The following is a 16,348-nucleotide window of genomic DNA, read 5'->3' on the forward strand; positions in this document are numbered from 1 at the left end:
CCCCAAAGTTTTAAAAACAAAGGGCGCCAAAAAACATAAGTTGTTTAGAGGCCGCCGTCGTTCTTAATTTGCAAGGCCCGTCTGGCAGCGAGGGACGCGCGCGTACCCGAAACCCCGGGAAGCCGAAGTTGGCGCACCCGAAACCCCGGAAAGCGGAAGTTGGCGTACCCGAGGCGAATCAGGCGGGGCGGTCAGGCGAATCAGGCGGGGCGGTCGGACGGGTCAGGCGGGGCGGTCAGGCGAATCAGGCGGGGCGGTCAGGCGGGTCGGACGGGTCAGGCGGGGCGGTCAGGCGGGGGGCGCCGACGGGACGGTCGCGAGCGCCTCCGTGGCCGGGGCCGCGCTGGGGGCCTCGACGCGGAGCCACAGCTGCCCGCCGTCGTCCTCGAGTTGCGCCTTGTACGTGTGCGTGGACCGCTTGACGTTCAGGTACGCGATGCAGCCCTTCGCCTTCGCGATCTTCTCGAGGATGATCTCGCTCGCGGGCACGAGGAGCTCCGGGAGCGCGAGTCCGCGAGAGTCCTCGGCACCGATCCGATCGCCGAATTCAGAAGTGTCGCGCTCCTTGAGGATTCGGGCGGGGAGGACCCATTCGCCCCACACGCCCTTGCTCGGGAGGAGCGTGGGCGTCTGGCCCACGGGGAGCGTCGCCGCGAAATAGCGGGTGTCAAAGCGCCGGTGCGCGAACTCGGGGGTCACCCAGTGCACGAGGGGCCGGAGAAGGTCCGTGCGCAGGCCGAGCCCGCGCTTCGTGATGAGCTCGGCGAAGCCGATCTCCTGCGCGGCTACGGCCTCGCGTGCGCGGGTCCAGTCGGGCGTGCCGGTGCCCTCGACGACGGTCGTCGCATCGGATCCGGCCAGGAGCACGCCGGTCTCCTCGAAGAGCTCGCGGATCGCGGCCACGACGTGCGCGCGGGCCACGGAGAAGTCATCGACGCCGAGCATCTCGGCCCACTGGCCCACGGACGGGCCGAACCAGTCGAAGGTGTCGTGATCGGTGTTCTGCACCGACCCGCCGGGGAACGCGACGACCCCGAGCGGAGAGTTGCCCGGCCGGTAGCCGAGCCACGTCTCCGTGCCCTCGGCCGAATCCCGGACGAGTACTACCGAGGACGCGAGCCGCGCCGTGCGCGGCGGGCGGTCCCCTTCTTCAAGCCAACTGCGCGCCGCCCCCTGAAGCCGCTTGGGGACGATGAAACGCCGGCTATGCGAACTCTGCAATCAACTCCACCTCAACCGGGGCGTCGAGCGGCAGCACCGCGACGCCGACGGCGGAGCGGGCGTGCGCGCCCGCCTCGCCGAACACCTTGCCGAGCAGCTCCGAGGCGCCGTTGATGACGCCGGGCTGGCCCGTGAAGGACGGATCGGAGGCCACGAAGCCCACCACCTTGACGATTCGCGTGACGCGGTCAAGGTCGCCGATCTGCGCCTTCACGGCCGCGAGCGCGTTGACGATGCAGGTCTCGGCGTACTTCTTCGCGTCTTCGGCGCTCACTTCCGCGCCGACCTTGCCGGTGGCAGGCAGCTGGCCCTGGACGAACGGAAGCTGACCGGACGTGTAGGCAAAGCCACCGGCGACGACGGCGGGAACGTAGGCGGCGACGGGCGCCGCAACCTCGGGCAGGCTCACGCCGAGGTCTGCCAGGCGGCGTTCGACGGCGCCGAGGGCACCTGCCTCGACCGCGGCGGCCTTTGCCGCGCCGGCCTGCGCTTCGCTCATGCCTGCTTCTCCCTCTTCATGTAGGCCACGAGGCCGTTTCCGCCAGGTCCGGGGACAACCTGGACGAGCTCCCAGCCGTCCTCGCCCCACTGGTCGAGGATCTGCTTGGTCGCATGGACGATCAGTGGCACGGTGGCGTATTCCCACGAGGTCATAAGGTCCAGCGTAGTCGGTCCGGTTAGACTGCCCTACATGGCGTCTGGCAAGAATCCGCTGTTCGACACGGCCACCACACTCGGCAAGATCCTCGCTTTCCTTGGCGTCAGCGCGATCTGCGGAGTGCTCGTGGCGGGCCTCATGGTGCCCGCCGCGGCCGTCACGGGGAGCGCCGCGAACGGCTCGGTGCAGTTCTTCAACAGCCTCCCGAGCGAGCTCACTGTCACCCCTCCGGGGCAGGTGACGAAGATCGTCGCGGCTGATGGGTCGCAGATCGGGACCCTCTTCAATGAGAACCGGACGCCGCTCAAGCTCGACCAGATGTCGCCGAACGTCAAGAACGCAATTGTCGCGATCGAGGACTACCGCTTCTACGAGCACGGCGGCATCGACATGACGGGTATCCTCCGTGCCGTCGCGTCGAACGTCCGTGGCGACAAGCAAGGTGCCTCGACGCTCACACAGCAGTACGTGACCAACGTCATCAACGAGAACCTCGTCTCGCAGGGCAAGGACGCCGACGTGGTGCTCAACGGCCAGAAGGGCGTGGGCGACAAGCTGCGCGAGATGAAGCTCGCGATCGGCCTCGAGAAGCAGTACTCGAAGGACCAGATCCTCGAGGGCTACCTCAACCTCGTGTTCTTCAACCGGAACGCCTACGGCATCGAGGCGGCTAGCCAGTATTTCTTCTCGGTCGACGCGAAGGACCTGTCCCTTCCGCAGGCCGCGCTCCTCGCGGGCCTCGTCAACAGCCCGTCGATGTACGACCCGAGCGTCCACCCCGATGCCTCGATCAAACGACGCAACCTCGTGCTCGACGCCATGCTCCAGCACGGCTACATCAACCAGAAGGACCACGACGCCGCTGTCGCGACGCCCATCCAGCTCAAAATCAACCCGCCGAAGCAGGGCTGTGCATACGCCTCGCAGGCGCAGTACTTCTGCGATTACGTGGTGCACCAGATCGAGAACGATCCTGCCTACGGGGCGACGCCGGACGAACGCGACCAGAAGCTCCTGCGGGGCGGACTGACTATCAAGACGACTCTCGATCCGCGGGCCCAAGGACCGGCGCAGCAGCAGGTGGACGGTACGGCGGGCGCGAACAACGGCCCCTGGCCGTGGGGCGCTTCGCTCGTGTCCATCCAACCCGGGACGGGCAAGATCATCTCGATGGCCCAGAATTCCCGGATGTTGCCGGGGCAGGGCAAGGACTACGTGACCGTCTACAACTTCAATGTGGACGACCGCGACAAGAGCGGGCCCCTCGGCGGCGTGGGCGGTATGTCAACGGGTTCGACCATGAAACCCGTGACCCTCGCGGCGTGGCTCAACGAGGGCAAACCCACAGACCAGAAGGTCGACTCGTCGAGGAAGGTGTATCCGCTCAACTATCCGTGGAAATCGACCTGCAAGGTCAGCGGCGCGTTCAACTCCGCCGAGAAATCCCTGGGCGCCGCCGACGACCTGCAGAACGACGAACCGGACGCCAAGTGGCTGCAGCCGATGACCGTCCGCGAGGCGATCTACAACTCGATCAACACCGCGACCTTCGCCACCGCAGCGGGCCTCAACGACTTCTGCGACATCCAGCGAATGGCCGACTCGCTCGGGCTCCACAACGGCGGCATCGGCGGCTCGGACATCGGCAGCGTTGACATGACCGTCCTCGGCAACCTCCTCGGCGGTGGAAACCAGGCCCCCATGACGGTCGCCAACGCGTTTGCGACGTTCGCCGCCAACGGCACGTACTGCTCGCCCATCGCGATCACGGATGTCGTCGACTCGCAGGGCAAGCGGATCGGCGGGCAGGATCAACAGTGCAAGCCGAACGCCGTCAAGCCGGACGTCGCGAAGGCCGTCACGAACGTCCTGCAGGACGTCCTCACGAAGGGCTCCGGCTACAACATCAAGGACGCCAACGGGACCACCATCAAGCTGCCCTTCCCCGACGCCGCCAAGACCGGTACAAACCAGTACAACAACCAGACGTGGGTGGTCGGCTACACCCGCGGCCTCGCGACGGCCTCGTTCTTCGGGATCACGACCGGCTCGGCTGACGAGAAGCATCTCGGCCAGAATGTGATGGTCAATGGCCGCCACTGGCCTGTGATCGACGGTGCGTACATCGCCGGTCCGCAGTGGGCGTACTACATGGCGCAGGCTGGCCCGCTCTACGACCACGGTGCGTTCGATGCCCCGCCGCAGAGCCTCATCACCCCGACGCAGTCCCAGCCGCTGCCGCAGAGCTCGAGCAACACGGGCAACAACGGCGGCCAGGCCCCCGCGCCCTCCGCCCCCGGTGCGCCCGCCCCGTCGCCGTCGAAGGGCAAAGGCGGCAGCGGGAACGGCGGCTAGTGGCTGACCTCGGGGCTGCCCCCGCGGCGGGCAGCACGCTCGCCCGCGCCGCACAGCGAACGACGGCGGCCCTCGCCACGGGCGCGAAACGCGCAGGCCTGCTCGCAGGCATGGCGGCGTCGGCCGGTGCTGCCGCCGCGGCCTACGGCTGGTGGGAGAAGGACCAGTTCCGCCTCCGCGAGGAGACGGTCCGGGTCCTCCCCCACGGCTCGGCGCCGCTGCGCGTCCTGCACCTGAGCGACATCCACTTCGTTCCGGGCCAGGCCAAGAAGGCACAGTGGCTCGCCGGCCTCGCCGAGCTCGCCCCGGATCTCGTGGTCAACACGGGCGACAACCTGAGCCACATCGACGCCGTCGATCCCCTGCTCGACGCCCTCGGGCCCCTCATGCGGTATCCGGGCGTCTACGTCCCGGGGTCGAACGACTACTACGCGCCGGTCTTCAAGAACCCGGCGACGTACCTGCTGGGCCCGTCGAACCGGCGCCCGCTCCCTGACCGCGTCGAACTCGACTGGCCACGCCTCTCCGCAGGCTTCGGCGAGGCGGGCTGGGTGGACCTGACCAATCGCTCGCAGTCGCTCGCCTTCAACGGGGTGCGGTTCGACTTTTCCGGCGTGGACGATCCGCACCTCAAGCGCGAGCGCTATGCGGGCTGGCCCCAAGGCGCCTCAGGACACGACCGGAAGCGCCATCTCAAGGTCGCGGTCATCCACGCGCCGTACCAGCGCGTCCTCGACCATTTCACGCGCAGCGGCGCAGACCTCATGCTCGCGGGCCACACCCATGGCGGCCAGATCTGCCTCCCCGGCTACGGCGCCCTCGTCTCCAATTGCGATCTCCCGACGTGGCGCGCCAAGGGCCTCACGAAATGGGAGTACGAGGGCCGCTGGGTGCCGCTCAACGTCTCGGGCGGGATCGGCACCTCCCGCTTCGCGCCGGTCCGCATCGCGTGCCGCCCTGAGGCGGTCCTCCTGACGCTGACTCCGCGAAATTGAGCGGTACCTCATGACGGGGCCTGGCTGGCCGGGGCCTCGCTGGCCGCGCGAGCGCGCCGCAAGGGGCGCTCACAGGGTCATGGCGTAGGGTAGTTGCCACAGCTAACTACTCCTGACCGGAGGTGTGAGCGCCGGCATGCCACAGCAGGCCCCCGCCCCAGACCAGATCTCGTTTCGCGGCAGCCTCGCTCGGCTTGCCCCGGAAGCCCGGCCGATCATCCCGGCGCTCATCGCCGGGCTCGGGGTCGGGCTTCTCGCATCGGTGCTCGCGGTCCTCGTGCCGCAGGTGTTCCGCGCCATCATCGACACGCTGCTCCGCCCGGGAGCCGGGCCGTCGGCAGTCGTGTGGGCCGCCGTCGTCGTCCTCGTCATGGGAGTCTGCGAAGCGGTCCTGACGTTCCTGCGCCGCATCTTCGTGCTCGATCCCGCGACCAACGTCGAGACATCCCTGCGTGTCAAGCTGTACCGCCACCTGCAGCTTCTCCCGGTGTCGTTCCACGACGGCTGGGGCTCGGGTCAGCTGCTCTCGCGCGCCATGACGGACCTCAACCTCCTGCGCCGCTGGCTCGCGTTCGGGGCGATGTACCTCATCATCTCGTTCGCGACCGTCTTCGTGGGCATTGCGATGCTGTTCACCATCTCGTGGCAGCTCGCGCTCATCTTCCTCGCGGCCGCAATCCCGATCAGCATCTACAGCTTCCGCTTCCGCCGCCAGTTCGTCGCGGTCTCGCGCCGCAGCCAGGACCAGGCCGGCGACCTCGCCACCGCGGTCGAAGAGTCGGTCCACGGGATCCGCGTGCTCAAGGCGTTCGGCCGCAGCCGCGAGGCCCTCGAGAGCTTCGCCCTCCAGGCAGAGGAGCTGCGTGATACGGAGGTCACGAAGGCGCGCCACCTCGCGATCTTCAGCATGGTCGTGACGCTGCTCCCCGAGCTCGCGCTCGGCACGGGGCTCATGGTGGGGCTCTGGCTCGCTGGGACCGGTCAGATCACGATCGGCGCGCTCGCCGCGTTCTTCGCGACCGCGGCCGCGGTCGCGAACCCGGTGGAAATGTCCGGCGCGCTCGTCGGCATGGCGCTCACCGCGAAGACGGCGATCGATCGCCACTACGAGGTCATGGACCAGCCCGCCACGATCGCCGATCCCGAACGGCCGGCGGCGCTCGAGGCGCCCCACGGCGCGCTCGCCTTCCGCAATGTGCGCTTCGCGTTCGCCACGCGGAACGGCAAGGGCAAGTCGGCAGCGAACGACGGCGCGGGCCCGGTCCTGCGCAATGTCAACCTCGAGCTCGTTCCCGGCGAGACGATGGCCCTCGTCGGCGTCACGGGATCCGGGAAGAGCACGCTCCTCCAGCTCGTACCCCGGCTCTATGACGTGAGCGCCGGCTCGATCGAGATCGACGGCATCGACGTGCGCGAGCTGACGCTGCCCGACCTGCGGCGTGCTGTCTCGGTCGCGTTCGAGGACACGACGCTGTTCTCGAGCTCGGTCCGCGACAACGTGCTGCTCGGCGCGGCCGTGCGGGAGGGCCCCGAGGCGCAGGCGCTGCTCGACGAGGCGCTCGACGTCGCCCAGGCCCACTTCGCGTACTCGCTGCCGGACGGTGTCGACACCCGGATCGGCGAGGAGGGGCTGAGCCTCTCGGGCGGGCAGCGCCAGCGCATCGCGCTCGCGCGCGCGATCGCGGCCAAGCCCTCGGTCCTGGTCCTCGACGATCCGCTCTCCGCGCTTGACGTCGCCACGGAGGAGCGCGTCGAAGGCCGCCTGCGCGAGGTGCTCGCCGACACGACGACGCTCATCGTCGCCCATCGTCCCTCGACCGTGGCCCTCGCCGACCGCGTGGCGCTCCTGCGGGACGGCGTGATCGACGACGTGGGAACCCACGCCGAGCTGCTGGCCCGCAACGGCCACTACCGGTACGTGATCGCGAGCCTCGACTCGGAGCCTCGGGACCTCGACACCGAGTTGGACGACGATGATCTGGACGACCTCGAGGAGGCCCGATGAGCTCCGCGCCGCGAGGTATTGCTCCCCAGACCGCCGCGCCGCGCACGCCCGCGGCCCCGGAGCACGCGGAAGACGACTTCGACCTGACCAGCGAGGACTCCCGTGCGGCGCGGCGCCGGTCCCTGCGCCTCCTGGCGAGCCTCATCCGCCCCGTACGGGTGCGCTTCTGGGTGACGCTCGGGATGGTCGTCATCTCGCAGTCCACGAAGGCCGCCGGACCCGCGATCATCGCCGCTGGGATCGACAACGCGCTGCCTCTGCTCATCCGTGGTGACTCGACGCTCGTATGGATCACGGGCGCCCTGTACCTCGCGGCGGCCCTCACCACGGCGCTCCTCACGGCCGGCTACGTCACCTCGACGGCCAAGCTCAGCCAGGCCATGCTCCTGGACCTGCGCGTGCGCGTGTTCCGGCACACCCAGCGGCTGAGCCTCGACTTCCACGAGCACTACACCTCGGGCCGGATCATCAGCCGGCAGACCTCCGACCTCGAGGCGCTGCGCGAACTCCTCGATTCGGGCGTGAGCTCGCTCGTCTCCGGCGTCCTGTTCATGATCTTCACCGCGGGCACCGTGTTCCTGCTCGACTGGCCGTCCGGCGTGATCATGCTGCTCGCGGCGGCACCGATGTTCGCTTTGGCCCGCTGGTACCAGGTCCGCTCGCAGGTCACGTACCGCGCCTCCCGCGTCGCCTCGGCACGGCTGATCGTGCACTTCGTCGAGACGATGACGGGCATCCGGGCGGTCAAGGCGTTCCGCAAGGAGCCTGAGAACAACGCCGAGTTCAGCGAGCTCGCCGAGGACTACCGCAAGATCACCGCGCGGTCGATCCAGCTCAACGGCGTCCTGCAGCCCGGCCTCGTTATGATCGGGAACATCACGGTCTCGGTCGTGCTGCTCGTCGCGGGCCTGCGCGTCCTGGGCGGGAGTCTGGCCGTGGGCGTGCTCCTCGCCCTCGTCCTCTCGGTCAAGCGCTTCTACCAGCCGATCGCGGACATGGCGATGTTCTACAACTCGTTCCAGAGCGCGCAGGCGGCGCTCGAGAAGGTGTCCGGCCTGCTCGAAGAGGTTCCCACGATCGTCCCGCCTCGGGAGCCCGAGCCCCTGCCGGATCCGCACGGACAGGTGCGCTTCGACCGCGTCGAGTTCCGCTACGGCGACGGCCCGGTGGTGCTTCCCGAGTTCAGCCTCGACATCCCGGCGGGCCAGACGATCGCGCTCGTCGGCGCGACGGGCGCCGGCAAGTCGACGCTCGCCAAGCTCGTGGCGCGCTTCTACGACGTCTCCTCGGGCGCGCTGACGCTCGACGGCGTGGACCTCCGCCGGCTCTCGACGCCCGACTTGCGCCGCGCCGTCGTCATGGTCACGCAGGAGGCGTTCCTGTTCAGCGGCTCGGTCGCGGACAACATCGCCCTGGGCCGGCCCAAGGCGACGCGAGCCGAGATCGAGACCGCAGCGAAGGCCGTGGGCGCCCACGAGTTCATCTCGGCCCTCCCCGACGGGTACGACACGGACGTCAACAAGCGTGGCGGCCGCGTCTCCGCGGGGCAGCGGCAGCTCATCTCGTTCGCGCGGGCCTTCCTCGCCGCACCAGCGGTGCTCATCCTCGACGAGGCGACCTCGTCCCTCGACATCCCCTCGGAGCGGCTCGTACAGGCCGGCCTGCAGCGACTGCTCGCGCGGCGCGGACGAACGGCCATCATCATCGCCCACCGCCTCTCGACCGTGGAGATCGCGGATCGCGTCCTCGTCATGGACGGCGGCCGGATCATCGAGGACGGAACCCCGGAGGAGCTCATCCGCGGCGGCGGACGCTTCGCGGCGCTCCACGGGGCCTGGCAGGAGTCGCTGGTATGAGCCCCGAGGCGGCAGGACGGCACCTGCCGGTGCGGGCCGCGCGGCGCCGCGATCAGCCCCCGCAATTTCGCGTCGGGCGGCCGGATCGGGTACTCTGGATGAGTTGCTTCGGGGAACCGCTGAGGGGATCCAGGCAGCGGATCGGGATGTAGCGCAGCTTGGTAGCGCGCTTCGTTCGGGACGAAGAGGTCGCAGGTTCAAATCCTGTCATCCCGACCAGAACACAGAGGTGGCGCCGAGAAGTCGGCGCCATTTTTGTTGTCCGATGGTTGTTGCTCGGATGGGGCGCTGCCCCGATCGGGCGCTGCACGACACGCGCGGCGGGCGCACTTCAAAATACTGTTACCAAACCGTTACAACGCCAAGCCGGGTCCCGGACGAAGGCGCGCAGCACCGGCGGGCAGCCGCCCCGCGCGCCGTCCTGCCGTCAATCAAATTCGACAGCCCGTCAAAACGAGCAACGTTTTAGCGGTGGGCAGACCCGGTCGATTCCGCCTAAAAACCTCGATATTCCGCCCGGAAAACGCTCGGAAAATCATGGCGAATCGAATTCAAATGTTCGGGACCAAAGTCCCTTGCAGAAAAAGCTAAAGACCCCGTTCATCCGTAGATGAGCGGGGTCTCTAACGAGCTTTCGGGAACCGCCAGCCTCTCGACGGCCCCTCATGGGAGCCTTGCGTTCGCCGCTGCCTCTTGGCGGTCGCGACTCCCTTACGCGGTGTTCTGACTGGTCAGAAGGTCGCCGACATCGGATCGGGCCAGTTGCCGATGGCCGTTGCCGACATAGGGTCAGGCCAGTTGCCGATGGCCGTCGCCGACATCGGGTCAGGCCAGTTACCGATTGCGGTAGCCGACATCGGATCGGGCCAGTTGCCAATAGCCGTGGTCTTCATGGGATCGGGCCAATTGCCGATCGCAGTCGGGGCCACGGAAACCCCTCCCACCGCGAGAGCGCCCACGAGGGCAAGAGAAGCGGTCAACTTCTTCAGCATGTCATGTCCTTAGTTGTAGCGGGTGCATTCGGGCAGAGCGTGCTTTGTCGTGATTGACACCCCAAGTAAAATAACATCTACAGCGGGTGTCAAGCTGCCAGTGTATCGCGTTGCCCTGATACCGGGTGGCGGCTCTGTCTAGGAGGAAGTTGTGGGGAGCGGTTTCGGAGAGAAGCTGCGGGCGGAGCGCCTTGAGCGTGGGCTGACGCAGGCCGAACTCGGCAAGGATCTCTATTCGCCGAGCTATATCTCCCTCCTCGAGACGGGACGGCGTGAGCCGACGCCCGAGGTCATCCAGGAGCTCGCCCGCCGACTCGAACTGGCGCCCAAGGCGCTCGAAGCCTGGAGCCAGCCGGTCACCGCGAACGATGCCGAATACGTGCTCGCTGGCCTCTATGCCCGGCAGGCATGGGACATGCGCGACTACGCCCAGGCCGCGAGCCACGCCGCCACTGCCGCGCAGTTCGCCCTCGAGGGCAAGAACAACAGCGCGTGGTGGAACATGACCTACATGCAGGCCGAGTGCCTCATGAAGCAGGGCCAGCTCGCCGAATGCCAGCGGATCGTTCAGCACCTGCTCGAGCACCCGATCATCGCCGAGTCGGACGGCCTCGCGGTGCGTGCCCACCAGATGCTCGCCGCGGTGTGCCACGGCCTCGGCCAGCTCGGCACGGCGGTCGAACACGCGCGCGAGGCCGTGCGGATCGGCGCGCAGCTGCCCGCGGGCTCGACCATCTACATCGGTGCACTCCGCGCGCTCATCGGCGCACTCGCCGAGAGCGGCCGCCTCGACGAGGCCTGGGACTACTGCCGGATCCTCGGCGGGCTCGTGGACGAGGACGCCATGGGCCAGCTCGCCGGCGAGGTCGAGTGGGTGATCGGCAACGTGGCGTTCATGCGGGCGGACTACGAAGAGGGCGTCAAGCACCACGAGCGTGCCGCGAAGCTCCTCTCCCCCGCGAATGACATCGAGCTCTGGGCCCGCTTCAACAAGGCCTCGGCGGCGGTCCGGCTCTCCGGCGGCATCGTCGAGCCGGAGACGCTCGCGGCGATCGAGCGCGCTGAGCTAGCGCTCTCGATCGTGGGCGGAAGCCGGCCCGAGCAGCTCGAGGTCGAGTTCATCCGCGCCCGCTGGCTCTACCTCAACAGCGAGATCCCGGACGCGATCGAGCGGCTCAAGGAGATCCACGCCGAGAAGAACGTCCTCGGCCGCCACACCGCGGGCGAGGTCGCGCTCCTGTACGGACGCGCCCTCAAGGCGCTCGGCCGTAACGACGAGGCGCTCGAGCTCCTCAAGGACGCCCGCGAGCAGTTCAGCTACGCGGGCGCGTCCGACAAGGTCCAGCAGACCATGGACGCGATCCTCGAGATCCGCCTCGCGGCCCAGCGCGCCACGCACGGCCGGTAGAGCCCACGGCGAGTAGTCAGCGCGCCGGGGTCAGACCGCGAAAGGGCGGCCGGTGAGCCGCTCGTACGCCTCGACGTACCGAGCGCGGGTGCGATCGACGACGTCGGCCGGCAGCGCCGGGGGCTCCTCGCCAGAGGCGCGGTCCCACCCGGATTCGGCGGAGGTGAGCCAGTCGCGCACGAACTGCTTGTCGAACGAAGGCTGCGCCTTGCCGGGCTCCCACGTCGCCGCATCCCAGAACCGCGAGGAGTCGGGGGTCAGCACCTCGTCGCCGAGCGTGATGTTCCCGGTCGAGGGGTCGACGCCGTACTCGACCTTCGTGTCGGCGAGGATGATGCCGCGCTCGCGCGCGATGCGCTCGGCCTCGCGATAGACCTCGAGGGTGAGGTCGCGCAGGCGGCCAGCGGCGTCGTCGCCCACCATGCCGGTGACGTCCTCGTACGTGATGTTCTCGTCGTGCTCGCCGACCTCGGCCTTGGCCGAGGGCGTGAAGATCGCCTCCGGGAGGCGGGAGCCGTCCACGAGCCCCTCGGGAAGCGGGATCTCGCACACCGTGCCGCGCTCGCGGTACTCCGCGAGCCCAGACCCCGTGAGGTACCCGCGGGCAATGCACTCGACGGGGTACATCTCGAGCCGCCGGCAGATCATGGCGCGCCCCACGACTTCGGCGGGCACGCCGTCGTCCGCCGTGGAGCCCAGCACATGGTTCGGCACGTTGAGCTGCTCGAACCACCACAGGCTCAGCTGCGTCAGGACGCGGCCCTTGTCAGGAATGGTGCTCGAGAGCACGAAGTCATAGGCGCTGATCCGGTCGCTCGCGACCACGAGCACGACGTCCGCGGGATGCGGAAAGCCAGCCCCCTCGATCGGCTCGTACAGGTCGCGGACCTTGCCGGAGTAGATGTGGCGCCAGCCCTCGAGCCCGGGTGCCGCGGTGGCGTAGCCGCGCGGGGAGCCTCCGGCCGCCTCGACGTTCGTCATCACACGCCTGCCTTTCCGGCCCGCTCCGGGACCCTGACCTCGCCACGGGCCGCCTTGGCCGCGATGTCCCTGCGGAACTGGCCGCCCTCGAGCCGGATCTGGCCCATCCCCTCGTAGGCGCGCTCGCGGGCCTCCTGGAGGTCCTCCCCGAGCGCGACGACGGCGAGCACGCGGCCGCCCGCCGTGGCGACGTTGCCGTCCTCGTCGAGCTTGGTGCCCGCGTGCAGGATGTGCACGCCGTCCACGGCGGACGCCTTCTTGAGGCCACGGATCCGGTCACCCGTGCGCGGAGTGTCCGGGTAGTTCTCCGAGGCGAGGACGACGGCGACCGCGGACTCGGGCGCCCAGCGCAGCTCCTGCGCCTGGTCCAGCCGGCCCTTCGCGGCCGCGAGGAGGAGTCCGCCAAGGGGGGTCCTGAGACGCGCGAGCACGGCCTGCGTCTCAGGGTCGCCGAAGCGCGCGTTGAACTCGATGACGCGCGTGCCGCGGGACGTGAGGGCGAGGCCGCAGTAGAGCACTCCCACGAACGGGGTGCCGCGCTTCGCCATCTCGTCCACCGTGGGCTGGGCGATCCGGCGGATCACGTCGTCGACGAGGCCCTCGGGCGCCCAATCGAGCGGCGTGTAGGCACCCATGCCGCCCGTGTTGGGGCCGAGGTCGTTGTCGAAGATCCGCTTGAAGTCCTGCGCTGGCGAAAGGGGCACCACGGTGTGCCCGTCGCTGAGGACGAAGAGGGAGACCTCGGGTCCGTCGAGATACTCCTCGATGACCACCGTGCCCCCCGCGTCGAAGCACGCCTGGGCGTGCGCGAGGGCCGCTTCGCGCTCCTCGGTGACCACGACGCCCTTGCCGGCGGCGAGCCCGTCGTCCTTGACGACGTACGGGGCGCCGAACGCGTCGAGGGCGTCCGCGGCCTCCTCCGCCGTCGTCGCCACCCGAGCCATCGCGGTGGGCACGTTGGCCTCGGCCATGATCTGCTTCGCGAACGCCTTCGAGGCCTCGAGCTGCGCGGCCTCCTTGCTCGGCCCGAAGACCGGGATGCCGGCTTCGCGCACCGCGTCGGAGACACCGGCGGCGAGTGGCGCCTCGGGACCCACCACCACGAGGTCGACCGCGAGCTTCTCGGCGAGCACCGTGACCGCGGCCGGATCGTTCGCGTCGACGGCATGCGTCGGCACCACTTGCGCGATCCCGGCGTTGCCCGGCGCGGAGTGCACCTCGGACACGGCCGGATCGGCGAGCAGGGAACGGACAATGGCGTGTTCGCGGCCGCCGGGGCCGATCACGAGAACCTTCACCCCCCAAGGGTAAACGCCGCCCAGCGCCGCTCGCACGGCGTGTCCATGGGGGCGGACGGCCGCTCCGACCGCGAGATCCGCGCTGCTCCGTCCGCGTTCGCGCGGGCGCGGCCGCGCGCGGCGGCCGGGTGAACGGCGGGCCCGCGAATAGACTGCGGACATGGCCAACCACTCCACCTTCACGGCTGACGACGCCGTGGAGCTCGCTGTGATCGAACGCAGCGGATTCGTCGAGTCCCGCCATGTCGGCTCGGCTGTGGTCCTGGCGGGGGACGGCACGGTCGTGACCGCCCTGGGGGACATCCACGCGCCGGTCTTGGCCCGTTCCACACTGAAGCCGTTCCAGGCCCTCGCCGCGATGCGCAGCGGCGTCCCCCTGCGCGGTGCCCAGGTGGCGCTCGCGTGCGCGTCGCACGTGGGCTCGCTCGACCACATGGACGTCGTGGAGGGCATGCTCAAGGCGGCCGGGCTCCGCGAGTCCGACCTCCAGTGCCCTGCCGAATGGCCGCAGGACGAGGAGGCGCGGGCGTGGCTCGTGCGCTCCGAGATCGGCAAGCGCCGGCTCGCGTGCAACTGTTCCGGCAAGCACGCCGCATTCCTGTGGGCGTGCGTGGTCAAGGGCTGGGACAAGCACAGCTACCTCGAGCCGAACCACCCCCTCCAGCAGTTGGTGCGCCAGACCGTCGAGGAGTACACCGAGGAGCGCAGCGCCCACCTCGGCATCGACGGCTGCGGTGCCCCCGTGGCGGCGGTCTCGCTCACGGCGCTGGCCCGCGCCTACTCGCACCTCGCGAAGGCGCCCGGCGGCGGAAGCGGCCAGCTGGGCGACGCGCGGGCGGCGACGGTTGCGACGTCCATGCTCGATTACCCGTGGGCGGTGCAGGGCAGGTCGCGGGACAACACCGTGGTGATGCGCGAGCTCGGCCTCCTCGCGAAGGGCGGAGCCGAGGGCGTCCTCGTCATGGCGACGCCGCAGGGCGCGTCGGTGGCCGTGAAGGTCCTCGACGGCAACCGCCGCGCGACCACGCTCGTTGCCCTCACGATGCTCGCGGCTGCGGACGCCGTAGACATCCCCGAGGTGGCTCGGGTCCTCGATGATGTGGTCCAACCGATCCTGGGCGGCGGGCGCCCAGTCGGCCGTATCCGGCTCGGGCGCGCCGTCTCGGCGCTGCTCGACTAGGGAGCCGCATGGCGCCGAGACGGAGGATCGCGGTCGACGACGGCCGCGCGGCGATCGCCCAATGGCTCACCGCGCGCGGTGAGCGGCACGGCGAAGGCGGGACGGCGCCGTCGTCCGCTCTGCCCCGCCCGGTGCTTGCCACGGCGGTGCGGTACACGCTCGAGGAGCTCGCCACCCGCGCGCCGGGCAATTCGGTCGAGGTGCGCGTCCCGCCGTTCGGCGTGGCCCAGTGCATCGAGGGCCCGCGGCACACGCGCGGGACTCCCCCCAACGTCGTCGAGACGGACGCCGAGACATGGCTCGGACTCGCCACCGGCTCCCTGACGTGGCCGGACGCGCTCGCGACCGGCAAGCTCAGCGCGTCCGGCACGCGCACGGACTTGAGCGAGCTCCTTCCGCTCGCGTGAGTCTGGCTGCGCCCGGCAGCCGTTCGCCCGGGGTCGGCCCGTGCTGCGGGAACTAGCCCCGCCCCACGAACGGCATGCCAGAGGCCGTGATCACGAGCGAGCCGACCGTGGCCGAGGGCGGGAGCGAGGCCATGAGGAACACGGCCTTCGCGGCCTCCTCCAGGGGGAACGTCGGCTCGACGAGCCGCGACCCGTTCGCCTGGAGGGCCCCCTCGCCGACACCCAGCGTGTCCATGATCTCGGTTCGCGTGTTGCCGATGTCGATCTGGCCGCACGTGATGCCGTACGGCCGTCCGTCGAGCTCGATGCTCTTGGTGAGCCCCGTGACGGCGTGCTTCGTGGCGGTGTACGCGACGGACCTGGGGCGCGGGCTGTGCGCCGAGATCGAGCCGTTGTTGATGATGCGACCGCCCTGCGGACTCTGCGCCTTCATGGCGCGGAAGGCGGCCGCGGCGCACAGGAAGCTGCCCGTGAGGTTGACGGCGACTGTCGACTCCCAGGCCGCTGGCTCGATTTCGCTCACGTCCCCGAACGGACCGAAGGCGCCCGCGTTGTTGAAGAGCACGTCGACCCGCCCCCAGCGGCGCGTCACCTCGTCGAAGAGGCGCTCGACGTCGTCGGCCGCGCTCACGTCCGTGGGCACCACGAGCGCCCTTTCCCCGAAGCCCTCCGCCGTTCCCGCGAGCGGCTCGGCCCGGCGCCCGGCGAGGGCGACGTTCCAGCCCTCCGCGAGGAGCTTGCGGGCGACCGCGCGCCCGATCCCCGAGCCCGCACCCGTCACGACCGCGACGCGCACCCCAGCGCCCGTGCTTGGCACCTCGTTCACAGAACCTCCTCCGGCCGGCCCACACTTGACGTGCCTCACGCCCACACGCCACTCTTAATCCACACTGCAATATTTCGTTTCCATTATACGGAAGCATGGAAGCGACGTAGACCACTCCCTCCACGGGATGACGAAGTCCCGCGGACGAGCGCGCGCAATCCGGCGC

General features: G+C 69.4%; 14 protein-coding genes and 1 tRNA gene. 8 read left to right on the forward strand and 7 right to left on the reverse strand.

What is annotated here, in order from left to right; translation table 11 throughout:
• Positions 1-288: 288 nt before the first annotated feature.
• From E6A26_RS10855 to E6A26_RS10865, 3 genes are read right to left on the reverse strand one after another with little or no spacing between them, the layout of a single operon-like run.
• Positions 289-1,221, reverse strand: coding sequence for an NUDIX hydrolase (locus tag E6A26_RS10855; protein ID WP_136611217.1), 933 nt, complete (start codon positions 1,219-1,221; stop codon positions 289-291).
• Positions 1,205-1,720 (reverse strand): RidA family protein, encoded by a 516-nt coding sequence (locus E6A26_RS10860; protein WP_136611218.1) that lies wholly within the window; start codon positions 1,718-1,720, stop codon positions 1,205-1,207. Before E6A26_RS10860 ends, E6A26_RS10855 begins: the two co-directional genes overlap by 17 nt.
• Positions 1,717-1,875 (reverse strand): DUF4177 domain-containing protein, encoded by a 159-nt coding sequence (locus tag E6A26_RS10865; RefSeq protein ID WP_136611219.1) that lies wholly within the window; start codon positions 1,873-1,875, stop codon positions 1,717-1,719. Before E6A26_RS10865 ends, E6A26_RS10860 begins: the two co-directional genes overlap by 4 nt.
• A gap of 37 nt (positions 1,876-1,912) precedes the next feature.
• On the opposite strand from E6A26_RS10865, the gene E6A26_RS10870 reads away from it, so the two are divergent.
• The 5 genes from E6A26_RS10870 (at position 1,913) to E6A26_RS10890 (ending at position 9,309) form a co-directional block, all read left to right on the forward strand.
• A complete protein-coding gene (locus tag E6A26_RS10870; protein WP_136611220.1) occupies positions 1,913-4,234 on the forward strand; it encodes a transglycosylase domain-containing protein in 2,322 nt (773 codons plus the stop codon).
• Between the two features lie 110 nt (positions 4,235-4,344).
• Positions 4,345-5,229 carry a metallophosphoesterase gene (locus E6A26_RS10875; protein WP_136611273.1) on the forward strand — a complete coding sequence of 295 codons (885 nt, stop codon included), beginning with the start codon at positions 4,345-4,347 and terminating at the stop codon, positions 5,227-5,229.
• Positions 5,230-5,365: 136 nt separating this feature from the next.
• On the forward strand, positions 5,366-7,234 hold the full coding sequence (locus E6A26_RS10880; protein ID WP_136611221.1) for an ABC transporter ATP-binding protein: 1,869 nt from the start codon (positions 5,366-5,368) through the stop codon (positions 7,232-7,234).
• Positions 7,231-9,090, forward strand: coding sequence for an ABC transporter ATP-binding protein (locus tag E6A26_RS10885; protein WP_136611222.1), 1,860 nt, complete (start codon positions 7,231-7,233; stop codon positions 9,088-9,090). Before E6A26_RS10880 ends, E6A26_RS10885 begins: the two co-directional genes overlap by 4 nt.
• Positions 9,091-9,232: 142 nt before the next feature.
• A tRNA-Pro gene (locus tag E6A26_RS10890) sits at positions 9,233-9,309 on the forward strand.
• A 512-nt stretch (positions 9,310-9,821) separates the two neighbouring features.
• Here E6A26_RS10890 and E6A26_RS10895 read toward each other — a convergent pair.
• On the reverse strand, positions 9,822-10,082 hold the full coding sequence (locus E6A26_RS10895) for a hypothetical protein (RefSeq protein WP_136611223.1): 261 nt from the start codon (positions 10,080-10,082) through the stop codon (positions 9,822-9,824).
• Positions 10,083-10,233: 151 nt separating this feature from the next.
• On the opposite strand from E6A26_RS10895, the gene E6A26_RS10900 reads away from it, so the two are divergent.
• The gene (locus tag E6A26_RS10900; RefSeq protein WP_136611224.1) at positions 10,234-11,490 is read left to right on the forward strand and encodes a helix-turn-helix domain-containing protein; all 1,257 of its coding nucleotides are present in this window, start codon (positions 10,234-10,236) and stop codon (positions 11,488-11,490) included.
• A 30-nt stretch (positions 11,491-11,520) separates the two neighbouring features.
• Here E6A26_RS10900 and E6A26_RS10905 read toward each other — a convergent pair whose 3' ends face one another.
• Both E6A26_RS10905 and purD read right to left on the reverse strand, forming a co-directional pair.
• Positions 11,521-12,471, reverse strand: coding sequence for a phosphoribosylaminoimidazolesuccinocarboxamide synthase (locus E6A26_RS10905; protein ID WP_136611225.1), 951 nt, complete (start codon positions 12,469-12,471; stop codon positions 11,521-11,523).
• Positions 12,471-13,769, reverse strand: coding sequence for a phosphoribosylamine--glycine ligase (purD, locus tag E6A26_RS10910; RefSeq protein ID WP_136611226.1), 1,299 nt, complete (start codon positions 13,767-13,769; stop codon positions 12,471-12,473). The genes E6A26_RS10905 and purD overlap by 1 nt, the downstream gene beginning before the upstream one ends.
• A 160-nt stretch (positions 13,770-13,929) precedes the next feature.
• Here purD and E6A26_RS10915 point away from each other — a divergent pair, with 160 nt between their 5' ends.
• On the forward strand, positions 13,930-14,949 hold the full coding sequence (locus E6A26_RS10915) for an asparaginase (protein WP_136611227.1): 1,020 nt from the start codon (positions 13,930-13,932) through the stop codon (positions 14,947-14,949).
• 8 nt (positions 14,950-14,957) lie between these two features.
• Positions 14,958-15,356, forward strand: a complete 399-nt coding sequence (locus E6A26_RS10920) for a sterol carrier family protein (protein WP_136611228.1) — start codon at positions 14,958-14,960, stop codon at positions 15,354-15,356.
• Positions 15,357-15,408: 52 nt separating this feature from the next.
• On the opposite strand, the gene E6A26_RS10925 is transcribed toward E6A26_RS10920, so the two are convergent.
• On the reverse strand, positions 15,409-16,182 hold the full coding sequence (locus E6A26_RS10925) for an SDR family oxidoreductase (protein WP_136611229.1): 774 nt from the start codon (positions 16,180-16,182) through the stop codon (positions 15,409-15,411).
• Positions 16,183-16,348: the final 166 nt, after the last annotated feature.

It is taken from the genome of Sinomonas albida, from assembly GCF_004919045.1.
Taxonomy (GTDB): domain Bacteria; phylum Actinomycetota; class Actinomycetes; order Actinomycetales; family Micrococcaceae; genus Sinomonas; species Sinomonas albida.

Bases quoted from the DNA above. Each gene is read 5' to 3' on its own strand.
- E6A26_RS10860 (WP_136611218.1), bottom strand. From the start codon at position 1,720: ATGAGCGAAGCGCAGGCCGGCGCGGCAAAGGCCGCCGCGGTCGAGGCA.
- E6A26_RS10865 (WP_136611219.1), bottom strand. From the start codon at position 1,875: ATGACCTCGTGGGAATACGCCACCGTGCCACTGATCGTCCATGCGACC.
- E6A26_RS10870 (WP_136611220.1), top strand. From the start codon at position 1,913: ATGGCGTCTGGCAAGAATCCGCTGTTCGACACGGCCACCACACTCGGC.
- E6A26_RS10875 (WP_136611273.1), top strand. From the start codon at position 4,345: ATGGCGGCGTCGGCCGGTGCTGCCGCCGCGGCCTACGGCTGGTGGGAG.
- E6A26_RS10880 (WP_136611221.1), top strand. From the start codon at position 5,366: ATGCCACAGCAGGCCCCCGCCCCAGACCAGATCTCGTTTCGCGGCAGC.
- E6A26_RS10885 (WP_136611222.1), top strand. From the start codon at position 7,231: ATGAGCTCCGCGCCGCGAGGTATTGCTCCCCAGACCGCCGCGCCGCGC.
- E6A26_RS10895 (WP_136611223.1), bottom strand. From the start codon at position 10,082: ATGCTGAAGAAGTTGACCGCTTCTCTTGCCCTCGTGGGCGCTCTCGCG.
- E6A26_RS10905 (WP_136611225.1), bottom strand. From the start codon at position 12,471: ATGACGAACGTCGAGGCGGCCGGAGGCTCCCCGCGCGGCTACGCCACC.
- E6A26_RS10915 (WP_136611227.1), top strand. From the start codon at position 13,930: ATGGCCAACCACTCCACCTTCACGGCTGACGACGCCGTGGAGCTCGCT.
- E6A26_RS10920 (WP_136611228.1), top strand. From the start codon at position 14,958: ATGGCGCCGAGACGGAGGATCGCGGTCGACGACGGCCGCGCGGCGATC.